Here is a 12,352-nt window from a genome sequence, read left to right as displayed (position 1 = left end):
ATCTGACATGCTTGCCATGGTATCAGCGGTGCCCGCTGTAGTTTGAAATATGTGCTGGAGCGGTCTATCTGATTGATAAGTCGTCAAAATAACAAACTGAAAAATGCTGTCCGGAAGCGCGCCTGAAAATGACCGAAGTCCCAAGCGAACCAGCAAATCCGGCTGTTGATTATAAGCCGGCTTCGCCTTTTAGCAGGCTACGGGAAGCCCGTTGGCAGCTCATGACCGCTGCGGGCCTGGCGCTTGCCTCAAACGTCTTCTTTGACGTTCCCTGGCAGGCGGCTTTAGGTGCTGTTGTGCTTCTGGTTGGCGTTGCGGCTTATGTACCGCGCAGGCTCAGGTCGCGTCGGCTTGAGGTCGTCAAACAGCGCGAATTGCGCCGCATGTGGCCCGGCACCGGTATGAAGGTGACCGTCGACGCATTGCCCAGTCCCTGTTTCGTTGCTGATGGCCGTGGCATTACGCGCTACATCAATCAGGCCGCGCTGAAGCGATATGGTGAGCTGAAGCCGGGCGATCCGCTGTCTTTTTCCCTTCGCGCGCCGTCCTTGCTCGAAGCATTCGACAGGGTCTGTAGTTCTGGTGCTGCGGAACGGATAAACTGGACTGAAAAGGTTCCGACCGAGGCCTGGTTCGAGGCGCATGTCTCGCCCGTCTACATGCCTGGCCCGAGCGCTGGAGTGAAAGCTGGCCGATTGCCGGACTTCGTTCTCGTTGTGATCCAGGACTTGTCCGAGCAGCGGCGGCTCGAACGCATGCGGACCGATTTTGTCGCAAATGCGAGCCATGAGCTGCGCACGCCGCTCGCGTCACTTACTGGTTTTATCGAAACGATCCAGGGGCCCGCGCGCGATGATCCGGCTGCACGGGATCGGTTTTTACAGATCATGCTCGAACAAGCGGGCCGGATGCGCCGCCTGATCGATGATATCCTCTCGCTTTCCCGGATCGAGCTCAAAGCTCACGTGAAGCCCGCGGCACTGGTGGATCTGGTCGAGATCGTCCGCCACACCACTGACGCACTGGCACCGCTTGCTCGCGACATGAATGTCGAGATCGAGACCGATATTGGCGTTGGCGAAGCCCTGGTGCGCGGAGACCGCGATGAACTGATTCAGGTCACTGAAAATCTGATTGAAAACGGCCTGAAGTACGGCAGCACTGGCGAAAAAGTCGCGGTTTCCATCAAGCCCGTCGATCCGGATGCTGAGCCGGTTAATTGGTCTCTGGTCGTTCGGGATTTTGGCGAGGGGATACCAGCAGAACACCTGCCACGCCTGACCGAGCGTTTCTACAGGGTCGATGTCGACTCCAGTCGCGCGCTCAAGGGAACAGGCCTTGGTCTCGCCATCGTGAAGCACATATTGAACCGTCACAGGGCGCGTCTGGAAATCGAAAGCGCACCGGGCGAGGGCGCAGCTTTCAAGGTGCATTTCCCCGCGAGCGACGCTGACTGATCTGGGTTGGCATCTTGCCTGAAGTCATAAAACTGAATCGCTGGTCTCTTATACGACGATCGACTTTGTGACTTTGTGGCTCAGAGCAGGATCGGAGTGACCAAATGGGTGGAATGACCAAGAAATGTCTTATCGCCCAGGCTCTCGTGCTTCTGAGTTTCGGCAGCGCTCAAGCCCGTGATCGCATCTTGATCGTCGGATCGTCGACGGTGTTTCCCTTTTCCATGGCCGTTGCCGAAACGTTCAGCGAGAAAAGCGGTCAAAAAGCTCCCATCGTAGAATCGACTGGAACGGGCGGGGGGCTCAAGCTGTTTTGTGCCGGTGTAGGCGCCAACACCCCCGATATCACCAATGCTTCGCGCCGGATCAAAAAATCTGAGCTCGAGATATGCCGCAAAAACGGCGTTACGCCAGTCGAGGTCATTGTCGGCTACGACGGTATTGTCCTTGCCAATTCGAAGGCTGGCCCCGAATTCGATATCACGATCGAGCAGATGTTCCTCGCCCTTGCGAAGAATATTGAACATCAAGGCGAGGTTCGCCCCAATCCATTTGCCGATTGGTCGGAAATCGATCCTGAGCTTCCCGCCGAGAAAATCGAAGTCTTCGGACCTCCGCCCACATCAGGCACCCGTGACGCCTTTGAGGAACTCGTTATGGAGGCCGGCTGCAAGATCGTTGGCGGTATTGAAGAGGACGCATGTCCTGAGATCCGAAATGATGGGGCCTATGTCGAGTCCGGGGAGAACGACGATCTGATCGTGGAGAAGCTTGAGGTCAATCCGGGCACAGTAGGCCTTTTCGGATTTTCTTTTCTCGATCAAAACAGCAACGAAATCCAGGGTGCCGCTGTGGGGTCAATCGAGCCTACCTTTGAGAATATTGCGTCCGGCGCTTACCCGATCTCGCGGCCACTCTATTTTTACGTCAAGAAAGAGCACGTCGGAACGATCCCTGGAATCGAAGGATACCTTGGAGAGTTCACTGCAGAGTCGGCCTGGGGTGACGATGGCTATCTCGCTGAAAAGGGACTGATTCCCCTGACCGCAGATCAGCGGAAAGAGGGGGCAGCGCGCATCCAGAAGATGGAGCCGCTTCAACTCTGAGGGGTGTGGCCGCGATCGGGGACGCTCAAGTCGGATGAGGACGAGCGGGGCGGGTGGATCGCGCGAGCATCAAGAAATTCTCCGCCATGGCGGATTACAGTTCGTCTCGATGAGGGTATTTTACCTTACGGACTTCAAGCCCTGCGATAATTGCTAAGGCCCTTTCATAAAGCCGTTCAGCGCTTTGTAAGGAAAAGCCGTAAAATATAAAAATTATCAATAAAATCAATAATTTATATCGTCACAAAACTGATATCAAATAGTCATAGAAGTCACATGCGTGACCACTAGGGTCGCAGCCATCGCACAGGCTAGAAAGTCTGCGATATCCAAGAAACCTTGACATTCAAAGGGAGTGGTCAAGTGAAATTTAAGACCCTCGTTAGCGCAACCGCTCTGGCCGTTGCTTCCACCGCATTTGTTGGCGCTGCTCAGGCTCGTGACCAGGTCCAGATCGCTGGTTCTTCCACAGTTCTGCCTTACGCGTCCATCGTTGCAGAAGCTTTCGGCGAAAACACCGACTTCCCGACTCCAGTCGTTGAGTCCGGCGGTTCCTCCGCTGGCCTGAAGCGTTTCTGTGAAGGCGTCGGCGAGAACACCATCGACGTTGCAAACGCATCGCGCAAAATCCGCGAAAAAGAAATCAAGGCCTGTGCTGAAGCTGGTGTCAAAGACATCATCGAAGTTCGCATCGGCTACGATGGGATCGTTTTCGCTTCTCAGCAGAGCGGCCCGGCTTTCACGGCGTTCCAGCCTTCCGATATCTTCAATGCTATCGGCGCAAAGGTTCTCAAGGACGGCGCAATCGTCGACAACTCATACAACTCTTGGGCTGAGTTCAACTCTGACCTGCCGGACGTTGAAATTGCCATGTTCATCCCGGGCACAAAGCACGGTACTCGCGAAGTTTTCGAAGACAAGGTTCTTCTTAAAGGTTGTGAAGACACTGGTGCCATGAAAGCCATGATGGACGGCGGCATGTCTGAAGACGACGCTGAAGACGCATGTCTCAACGTTCGCGCTGACGGCAAGTCCACCGACATCGACGGTGACTACACCGAGACCCTGGCACGCATCGACTCCAACTCCAACGGCATCGGCGTCTTCGGTCTGGCGTTCTACGAGAACAACACCGACAAGCTCAAGGTTGCCACCATGGGCGACGTTGCTCCTTCCACCGAGACCATCGCTTCTGGCGAGTATCCGGTTTCCCGCCCGCTGTTCTTCTACGTCAAGAAGGCACACATCGGCGTGATCCCAGGTCTGAAGGAATACGCACAGTTCTTCATCGCTGACGAAATCGCTGGTCCTCAGGGCCCGCTGGCTCAGTATGGCCTGGTTTCCGATCCAGAGCTCGCTGCCGTTCAGGCATCGATCGATGCTGAAGAAACAATGAAGTAATCGAGTTTCGCTCGATCGGGGCGGCGCTTTCGCCGCCCCTTTTCCTTCCTGACTTACATTGTCGAAAAACTTTCGGGGAAGCAGATGCCTTTATTTTGGCTCATCTTGATCGTCCTCGCCGTCGCTACGGTGGGTTACGTTCTGGGGCGGTCGCGGGCCTTGGCCAGTGCTGGGGGAGAGCGGCGGAAACTGCACTCGCTTCCATCATATTACGGTGCCAACGTCGCGATGAAAGCCGCCGTGCCGGCCTTCTTGCTGATGATTGTCTGGCTCTTGGCGCAGCCATTCTACATTGACAACTCCATCTCCGGCATGATCCCGGACTCTGCGATCAGCGAGGGGTCTTCTCGCGGTCTGGTGATGGCGGAAGTTCGGCGTGCAGCCAGGGGATTGGACAACGCAGTTGCGATGGGTGAGATCACGGATGATTTCGCTCGCAACGCACGCGCTGACTTCAACGACATCACCGCCCGCCTCAAGGAGGCCGGCCAGATCGTCACCTCCGAGATCACACAGCCCGTTATGCGCGCGGCTCAGCGGTTCCGAATTCTGGATGCGACCGCAAGCCTGATCATGGCAATCGCCGTGCTTCTTGTTGCTGTCATTGGCGCCCTGTGGGGTTTGCGCGAGACCAAAGCCGATTTCTGGGCGCGCAACACCGTTGAAGGCGGCGTGAAGGCGCTTCTGATTGGTGCTGCTTCGATCGCCATTTTGACGACGATCGGTATCGTGCTGTCGCTGGTGTTCAACACCATCGAATTCTTCAGGCTCTATCCGGCCATTGACTTCTTCACAGGTCTGACCTGGTCGCCGAGCTTCTCCGGTCGCGGCGGATCGTCAGAGCTGGGCATTATCCCGCTGCTCTGGGGCACGTTCTATATTTCGATCGTTGCTCTTGCGGTTGCCGTCCCGGTCGGCCTTTTCGCGGCGATCTATCTCTCGGAATACGCCGGTCCCCGCGTTCGTGCGGTGGCCAAGCCGCTTCTGGAGGTTCTCGCCGGTATCCCGACCATCGTTTACGGTCTCTTCGCACTCCTGACAGTCGGCCCTCTGCTTCTGTCGGTCTTCGGCGATGAGGGTATCGGCATCATGCAGGCCGGAACGGCCGTGATGACAGCCGGTCTGGTCATGGGCATCATGTTGATCCCGTTCGTCAGCTCTCTGTCCGATGACATCATCAATGCAGTGCCTCAGGCCATGCGTGATGGTTCTTATGGACTGGGCGCAACCAAATCCGAGACCGTCAAACAGGTGATCCTGCCGGCCGCTCTTCCGGGCATCGTCGGTGCCATCCTGCTGGCAGCTTCGCGCGCCATTGGTGAAACCATGATCGTGGTGCTGGGAGCCGGTGCTGCGGCCCGCCTCAGCCTCAATCCTTTCGAGGCCATGACGACTGTCACCGCCAAGATCGTCAGCCAGCTGACCGGTGATGCGGACTTCGCGTCTCCCGAAGCTCTGGTGGCCTTTGCACTGGGGATGACCCTCTTTGTCGTGACCCTTGGTCTGAACATCGTCGCGCTCTACATCGTGCGCAAATACCGGGAGCAGTACGACTGATGACCGAGACAACCCTTTCTCCGGCACCATCATCTGCCGAGACGCCAGCAGCGCCAGCCAAGGGGAAATCCCTCTATGCGCTGGACAAGCTGACGCAAAAGCGCAACGCCTCCGAGACACGCTTCAAGGCCTACGGCATTACCGCGATCCTGATCGGGCTGTTCTTCCTCGTGGTGCTTGCTGTGTCCATCATCAGCGAAGGCACTCCGGCATTTACCCGGACTGTCGTCGAGGTTGAGTTTGCAGTCTCCCAGGAACAGTTTGATGATGCTGAAAAGCAGCTCTTCAAGACACGTGCCTACGAGAACCTGTTTATCTCAGGCCTCAAGCAGCAGCTCGATGAGAGCGGCGTGACGGTTCCCTTCGATGAAGCTGCAATCGAGCGTCTGCTCGGTAAGCCGGGCAACACGATCCGGTCCTTCTTCCGGGAAAACCCGGATCAGATCGGCCAGCCGGTTGGCTTCGAACTGGCAGCTTCGTCGCGTGTCGATGGCTACATGAATGGCCGCGTCACGCGTGACAATATCGTCGACAGCCGCTTCCTGATGAAGTCGGACCTGGATATTGCTGACGCACTTGTCGAGGCCGGAATCATCAAGACCGCATTCAACTGGAACTTCATCACCGGGGCAGACTCCGGCGTTGATAACCCGGGCGGAGCTGGCATCGGCGCTTCGGCTGTCGGTTCCTTCTTCATGATGCTGGTTGTTCTCTTCCTGTCGCTGCCAATTGGTGTGGCCGCGTCGATCTATCTGGAAGAGTTCGCACCCCAGAACCGGATCACGGACATGATCGAGGTGAACATCTCGAACCTGGCCGCCGTTCCGTCCATCGTGTTTGGTATCCTCGGCCTTGCTGTGTTCATCCAGTTCATGCATCTGCCGCAGTCCGCGCCGCTGGTTGGCGGTCTGGTGCTGACGCTAATGACCCTGCCGACAATCATCATCTCGACGCGGGCGTCCTTGAAGGCTGTCCCGCCGAGCATCCGCGATGCTGCGCTGGGTATTGGCGCCTCCAAGATGCAGGCCATTTTCCATCATGTGCTGCCACTGGCGATGCCGGGAATTTTGACCGGGACGATCATCGGTCTTGCGCAGGCCCTTGGAGAAACAGCTCCGCTGCTTCTGATCGGCATGGTTGGTTTCGTTGCCCGCGGTTATCCCGATGGCCTGATCGCCGGCTTCACCGAGCCAAACTCGGCCATGCCTGCACAGATCTACACTTGGGCGGCACGTGCGGACTACGCTTTCTACGAGAAAGCCTGGGGCGGCATCATCGTCCTGCTCGTCTTCCTGCTCTCAATGAATATTCTTGCGATCATCCTGCGCCGCAGGTTTGAGCGCCGTTGGTAAGAAAGCCGCTTCCCATGAATGAGATGCCTAATACAGTCGAAAAGGTCACCGATATGACTGAGACGAAAATCGCCGCTCGCAAGGTCCAAGTCTACTACGGCGACACGCATGCGATCCAAGACGTTGATATCGACATCCAGGCGAAGGCGGTTACCGCGTTTATCGGCCCGTCGGGCTGCGGCAAGTCGACTTTCCTGCGCACGTTGAACCGCATGAACGACACCATTGATGTCTGCCGCGTTGAAGGCGACATCAAGATCGATGGCGAAGACATCTATGACCCGAAGGTTGACCCGGTTCAGCTGCGGGCCAAGGTCGGAATGGTGTTCCAGAAACCGAACCCGTTTCCGAAGTCGATCTACGACAACGTCGCCTACGGACCGCGGATCCATGGTCTGGCCAGCAAGAAAGCGGAGCTCGATGAGATCGTTGCTTCGAGCTTGCAGAAGGCAGGTCTGTGGAACGAGGTCAAGGACCGCCTTGACGGTCCGGGCACCGGTCTTTCTGGTGGTCAGCAGCAGCGCCTTTGTATTGCTCGTGCGATCGCGGTCAGCCCGGAAGTGATCCTGATGGATGAACCCTGCTCGGCACTGGATCCGATTGCAACGGCAAAGGTCGAGGAACTGATCGACGAACTTCGTGAAAACTACACGATCGTCATCGTGACGCACTCCATGCAGCAGGCCGCGCGTGTCTCGCAGCAGACAGCATTCTTCCACCTTGGTATTCTCGTTGAGCTTGGCGCTACGCAGGATATCTTCACAAACCCGCAAGACAAGCGCACCCAGGATTACATCACTGGACGCTTTGGTTGATCGCGCTGGTTCCAGGCTGGAAAGGGAAACTTAGATGACCGAACATACGGTATCGTCCTACGACGAAGAACTGACCACGATTGCTGGTCGCATCGCAGAAATGGGTGGCGTTGCCGAAGAACTGGTCAGCGACGCGGTGTCGGCGTTGATGAGACGCGATCTCGTGCTGGCTGATCAGACCATTGCCAAGGACGTCAAGCTGGATGAACTCCTGCTTGATATCGAAATGCGCAATGTGCAGGTGATCGCGCGCCGTCAGCCGATGGGGCAGGATCTGCGCGAGATCATGGCAGCCGGTCGTATTGCCAACGATCTTGAGCGTGTCGGCGACATGGCCAAGAACGTCGCGAAGCGCGTTATTGCCATGGACGAAGGCCTCAAGTCTTCGACACTGGCGATCGGTGTTGAGCACATGACCGAGCTCGCCCTCGCGCAGCTCAAGGCCGTTCTGGACGCCTACACACGCCGTGACGCGGATGCTGCAAAGCTGGTTCGGGACCGCGACAGCGAAGTCGACGCCATTTACACGTCCATCTTCCGCGAGCTCCTGACTTACATGATGGAAGATCCGCGTAACATCACGCAGTGTGCTCATTTGCTCTTCTGTGCCAAGAACATCGAGCGCATCGGTGATCACGCGACGAACATTGCCGAGAACGTCTACTACATGGTCACGGGTGACCGACTGACGGACGACCGTCCTCGCATGGACGAGACGGGCGTTGCGGACAAGGAAAACGCCTGACGGGACCCCGTCAGGCACGAGTGTGTCGGAGTGAAATGGAATGCCTAAGGTACTCATCGTTGAAGACGAGGAGCCGCTTAGCCTCTTGCTAAGGTACAATCTTGAAGCTGAAGGCTATGCGGTTGAATCCTGCATGCGCGGCGATGATGCAGAAGTGCGGCTTCGCGAAAGCGTGCCGGATCTGCTGCTTTTGGATTGGATGCTGCCAGGTATTTCAGGGATCGAACTTTGCCGTAGGCTGCGCATGCGGGAGGACACAGAGCGCCTTCCGATCATCATGCTCACAGCCCGTGGCGAAGAAGCCGAGCGTATTCGTGGTCTGTCGACCGGCGCCGACGACTATGTCGTCAAGCCCTTTTCCGTACCCGAGCTCATGGCGCGGGTACGGGCGATCCTGCGCAGAGCCAATCCTGAAGTCGTGTCGTCCATGCTGCGCTCGGGTGATATTGAACTCGATCGGGAAACACATCGCGTGCGTCGGAGCACCAAGGAAATTCATCTTGGTCCAACTGAATTCCGCTTGCTGGAATTCCTGATGACGTCACCGGGCCGGGTTTTCTCACGCGAACAGCTTCTGGACGGGGTTTGGGGGCATGATGTCTATGTCGACGAGCGCACCGTCGATGTGCATGTCGGCCGTCTCCGCAAGGCTTTGAACCGCGGTAAGGCCAAGGATCCGATCAGAACCGTCCGCGGCGCGGGCTATGCCTTCAATGACCAGTTCGCGGTCGCCTGATTTTTATAGGTTCCGAGATCAAAAAAGCCCGCCGATGAAAATCGGCGGGCTTTTTCGTTTGATATCTCAGTGATGTCAGGACGCGCGGGCTGTGACGGCCTTGCGATCACGCCGACGGTCGCTGACGGGCTGGTAGGCGATCTTGCAGTGATGTGCGCAATAGGGAACTCCCGCATCAGACGAGCGTCCGCAGAAATAGAAGTCATCGCTGCTCGGATCGCCGATCGGCCATTTGCATGTGCGTTCGGTCAGGGTCAGGATCGACGCCCGCTCTGAAATCGGCACCAATTCCGCAATGGGCTCGGCTTCCGGCTTGATTTGGGCGACCGGTGCAGGCGCTGTCTCCATCTTGAGCGCCGTAGCGCCCTGGGTCTGCGGCTGCGGCGCGCTGGGGCGGCTTGATGAGGATGTTGACGCAGTGGTCGTCCGGCTGCGGCGCGGCTTGGAAGCCGGCGCAGGCGTCTTGGCACGGCCCGACAAGCCAAGACGGTGTACCTTTCCGATAACGGCATTGCGCGTGACGCCGCCTAGTTCGCCTGCGATCTGGCTCGCGCTGTGGCCTTCGGTCCAGAGCTTCTTCAGCAGCTCCACGCGTTCGTTCGTCCAACTCATTTTTGCCGCACCCCGTCTGGTCTGTGGCCAATAGCCACGAGGCATTAACCTGGTGTTAAGGCACGTGCATGCGTGCCAGTCGTGGCATATTTAGTGCCATTAAGTGATTTGTCGCACGAGATGTCGTATCCGACGGGTTGAAGACTACAATAGCGCGAAAAGTTGAGGCAAGGTTGGCAGGCCATTGAGATGGGGATGAACCCACTTTTCCCCAGAATAGCCATCCCTATGGGAACGCTGCCGGAATTGGCGGAAACCCGCCAATTGCATTGACAGCAAAGAGTGGAAGGGGTGTATAAGCAATTCTGATATGCGCGTGCCGCCTTCCGGGCGGCATGTTTCGTTTTGGGGGCGGGTCCTGTTCCCGGCGTAAACAGCCAGGATTGCCTGGTGCGCTTATCAGAAGTTTAGTCTCTCCACAGGAGTAAAGAGTAATGTCGGCGTCTGCGCTGTTTGGAACTTACGCAAGATCGGGCCTGGAGTTCGATCATGGGGAAGGTGTCTGGCTGGTGGCGAGCGATGGCCGACGATTCCTGGACTGCGGCTCCGGCATCGCCGTCAATGCGCTTGGGCACAGCCATCCGCACCTGGTGGAGGCGCTCAAGACCCAGGCGGAAAAACTCTGGCATGTCTCGAACCTGCATCCGGTTGCCGGGCAGGAGCGTCTCGGACGTCGTCTTGCAGATGTTACCTTCGCTGATCGGGTTTTCTTCACCAATTCGGGTGCGGAAGCCATGGAAGCGGCGATCAAGACAGCGCGGCGCTACCAATATGATCAAGGTCATCCGGAGCGCTTTCATGTCGTGACGTTCGAGGGCGCCTTTCATGGCCGTACCCTTGCGACGATCGCGGCTGGCGGGCAGGCCAAATACCTTGAAGGCTTTGGTCCCAAGGCGCCAGGCTTCGACCAGGTGCCCACGGGCGATCTCGAGGCGCTGAAGCAGGTGATCGGCCCGCAGACCGCTGCCATCGCCATTGAGCCGATCCAGGGCGAGGGCGGTGTCCGTGAAGTGCCGGCGGAATTCCTGCGTCAGCTGCGCAAGATCTGTGATGACGAAGGCCTTCTGCTGATCTTCGACGAAATCCAGACCGGCGTGGGCCGGACTGGAAAGCTCTTTGCCCATGAATGGAGCGGCGTTAACCCGGACATCATGGCAATTGCGAAAGGCATCGGCGGCGGTTTCCCCGTGGGCGCATGTCTCGCGACTGCAGAAGCGTCTGCCGGCATGGTGCCGGGCACTCATGGAACGACGTTTGGCGGCAATCCCCTCGCCATGGCAGTGGGCAACGCTGTTCTCGACGTGATCCTCGCGGATGAGTTTCTCGATGCGGTCAAGTCAAAAGGACTGAGTTTCAAGCAGAAGCTCGCCGGACTGGTCGATAACCATCCAAAGGTTCTGTCCGACGTGCGTGGCACGGGTTTGATGCTGGGCTTGAAGTGCGTCGTTCCTGTGGCTGAACTGGTCTCCATGGCCCGCGAGCACGGACTTCTGGCCGTTCCTGCAGGAGACAATGTCGTGCGCATCATGCCGCCGCTGACGATCTCCGAGGAGGAAATCTCCGAAGCCGTTGCACGGCTTGAAGCTGCTGCTCAATCACTGGAACAAAAAATGACACTTGAGGGAGCGGCAGAATGACCAGCACCGGTTTGTCGCGGAATTTTCTTGATCTGACCGAAGTCAGCTCCGACGAGTTGCGGCACATTCTTGACGCCAGCAAGCGGATCAAGAGCAAGCGCAACGGCGTCCATCGCGGTGTCGGCCCGCTTGCAGGCAAAGTGCTTGCCATGATCTTCGAGCAGCCGTCGACGCGTACGCGTATCTCCTTTGATGTGGGCATGCGTGAACTCGGCGGCGAGACCTTGATGCTCACCGGCGCGGAAATGCAGCTTGGGCGCGGCGAAACGATCGCAGACACCGCCAAAGTCCTGTCGCGCTTCGTTGACGCGATCATGATTCGTATCCTCGATCACGATCAGCTGTGCGAATTGGCTGAAAATGCCACTGTGCCTGTGATCAACGGCCTGACGAAAGAATCTCATCCCTGCCAGATCATGGCGGATTTGCTGACCTTCGAAGAGCATCGCGGCAACATCAAGGGCAAGTCGGTGGCCTGGACCGGCGACAGCAACAATGTTCTGGCGTCCTGGGTTCATGCAGCTCCTCGGTTCGATTTCGAGTTGCGCATCGCAACCCCGTCCGAACTGGCACCTCCCGCAGACCTCATCGAAAAAGCACGCAAGGATGGGGGCTCGATTCTCGTCACGGACGACCCATATGAGGCAGTAAAGGGCACCGATTGTGTCGTGACCGACTGCTGGGTTTCCATGGGAGACGACGATGCGGAGAGTCGACACAATCTTCTGAGTGCCTATCAGGTCAACAAGCGTTTGATGTCAGAAGCCAACCCCGACGCGCTCTTCATGCATTGCCTGCCCGCACACCGCGGTGAGGAAGTGACATCGGAGATCATGGACGGCCCGAACTCGGTGGTTTTTGACGAGGCGGAAAACCGTCTCCATGCACAGAAGGGCATTCTCGCCTGGTGCTTCAACGCTGTGTGAAAGGCATA

The 12,352-nt window shown here is 57.5% G+C and carries 11 protein-coding genes; 10 read left to right on the top strand and 1 reads right to left on the bottom strand.

Features of this window, described 5'->3' with window-relative positions:
• Nucleotides 1-221: 221 nt before the first annotated feature.
• From IG617_RS16340 to phoB, 8 genes are all read left to right on the top strand, one after another.
• Nucleotides 222-1,457, top strand: a complete 1,236-nt coding sequence (locus tag IG617_RS16340) for an ATP-binding protein (RefSeq protein WP_254170591.1) — start codon at nucleotides 222-224, stop codon at nucleotides 1,455-1,457.
• Between the two features lie 113 nt (nucleotides 1,458-1,570).
• Nucleotides 1,571-2,563, top strand: a complete 993-nt coding sequence (locus IG617_RS16335; protein ID WP_192110645.1) for a substrate-binding domain-containing protein — start codon at nucleotides 1,571-1,573, stop codon at nucleotides 2,561-2,563.
• A gap of 363 nt (nucleotides 2,564-2,926) precedes the next feature.
• On the top strand, nucleotides 2,927-3,964 hold the full coding sequence (locus IG617_RS16330; RefSeq protein WP_192110323.1) for a substrate-binding domain-containing protein: 1,038 nt from the start codon (nucleotides 2,927-2,929) through the stop codon (nucleotides 3,962-3,964).
• Between the two features lie 84 nt (nucleotides 3,965-4,048).
• Nucleotides 4,049-5,521, top strand: coding sequence for a phosphate ABC transporter permease subunit PstC (gene pstC / locus IG617_RS16325; protein ID WP_192110322.1), 1,473 nt, complete (start codon nucleotides 4,049-4,051; stop codon nucleotides 5,519-5,521).
• A complete protein-coding gene (gene pstA, locus IG617_RS16320; protein WP_153771007.1) occupies nucleotides 5,521-6,873 on the top strand; it encodes a phosphate ABC transporter permease PstA in 1,353 nt (450 codons plus the stop codon). The genes pstC and pstA overlap by 1 nt, the downstream gene beginning before the upstream one ends.
• A 53-nt stretch (nucleotides 6,874-6,926) precedes the next feature.
• A complete protein-coding gene (gene pstB / locus IG617_RS16315) occupies nucleotides 6,927-7,688 on the top strand; it encodes a phosphate ABC transporter ATP-binding protein PstB (protein WP_246542155.1) in 762 nt (253 codons plus the stop codon).
• Nucleotides 7,689-7,722: 34 nt separating this feature from the next.
• Nucleotides 7,723-8,433 carry a phosphate signaling complex protein PhoU gene (gene phoU / locus IG617_RS16310; protein WP_192110320.1) on the top strand — a complete coding sequence of 237 codons (711 nt, stop codon included), beginning with the start codon at nucleotides 7,723-7,725 and terminating at the stop codon, nucleotides 8,431-8,433.
• 40 nt (nucleotides 8,434-8,473) lie between these two features.
• Nucleotides 8,474-9,169: a phosphate regulon transcriptional regulator PhoB gene (phoB, locus tag IG617_RS16305; protein WP_192110319.1), complete on the top strand. Its 696-nt coding sequence runs from the start codon at nucleotides 8,474-8,476 to the stop codon at nucleotides 9,167-9,169.
• Between the two features lie 75 nt (nucleotides 9,170-9,244).
• Here the strand turns inward: phoB and IG617_RS16300 are convergent, their stop codons facing one another.
• Entirely contained in the window at nucleotides 9,245-9,781 is a 537-nt protein-coding gene (locus IG617_RS16300) for a GcrA family cell cycle regulator (RefSeq protein WP_192110318.1), read from the bottom strand.
• A gap of 434 nt (nucleotides 9,782-10,215) precedes the next feature.
• On the opposite strand from IG617_RS16300, the gene IG617_RS16295 reads away from it, so the two are divergent.
• Together IG617_RS16295 and argF are read left to right on the top strand one after the other, a co-directional pair.
• On the top strand, nucleotides 10,216-11,418 hold the full coding sequence (locus tag IG617_RS16295) for an aspartate aminotransferase family protein (RefSeq protein ID WP_192110317.1): 1,203 nt from the start codon (nucleotides 10,216-10,218) through the stop codon (nucleotides 11,416-11,418).
• The gene (argF, locus tag IG617_RS16290) at nucleotides 11,415-12,344 is read left to right on the top strand and encodes an ornithine carbamoyltransferase (RefSeq protein WP_192110316.1); all 930 of its coding nucleotides are present in this window, start codon (nucleotides 11,415-11,417) and stop codon (nucleotides 12,342-12,344) included. Before IG617_RS16295 ends, argF begins: the two co-directional genes overlap by 4 nt.
• The last annotated feature ends 8 nt before the right edge of the window (nucleotides 12,345-12,352 follow it).

It is taken from the genome of Roseibium polysiphoniae (genome assembly GCF_014842925.1).
GTDB lineage: Bacteria > Pseudomonadota > Alphaproteobacteria > Rhizobiales > Stappiaceae > Roseibium > Roseibium polysiphoniae.
Note: the sequence above shows the minus strand (reverse complement) of the source record. Positions and strands in the feature narration are given on the sequence as shown.

Excerpts from the sequence above, each read along its gene's own strand:
- IG617_RS16340 (WP_254170591.1), top strand. The coding sequence starts at position 222 with ATGACCGCTGCGGGCCTGGCGCTTGCCTCAAACGTCTTCTTTGACGTT.
- IG617_RS16335 (WP_192110645.1), top strand. The coding sequence starts at position 1,571 with ATGACCAAGAAATGTCTTATCGCCCAGGCTCTCGTGCTTCTGAGTTTC.
- pstC (WP_192110322.1), top strand. The coding sequence starts at position 4,049 with ATGCCTTTATTTTGGCTCATCTTGATCGTCCTCGCCGTCGCTACGGTG.
- pstA (WP_153771007.1), top strand. The coding sequence starts at position 5,521 with ATGACCGAGACAACCCTTTCTCCGGCACCATCATCTGCCGAGACGCCA.
- pstB (WP_246542155.1), top strand. The coding sequence starts at position 6,927 with ATGACTGAGACGAAAATCGCCGCTCGCAAGGTCCAAGTCTACTACGGC.
- phoU (WP_192110320.1), top strand. The coding sequence starts at position 7,723 with ATGACCGAACATACGGTATCGTCCTACGACGAAGAACTGACCACGATT.
- phoB (WP_192110319.1), top strand. The coding sequence starts at position 8,474 with ATGCCTAAGGTACTCATCGTTGAAGACGAGGAGCCGCTTAGCCTCTTG.
- IG617_RS16300 (WP_192110318.1), bottom strand. The coding sequence starts at position 9,781 with ATGAGTTGGACGAACGAACGCGTGGAGCTGCTGAAGAAGCTCTGGACC.
- IG617_RS16295 (WP_192110317.1), top strand. The coding sequence starts at position 10,216 with ATGTCGGCGTCTGCGCTGTTTGGAACTTACGCAAGATCGGGCCTGGAG.
- argF (WP_192110316.1), top strand. The coding sequence starts at position 11,415 with ATGACCAGCACCGGTTTGTCGCGGAATTTTCTTGATCTGACCGAAGTC.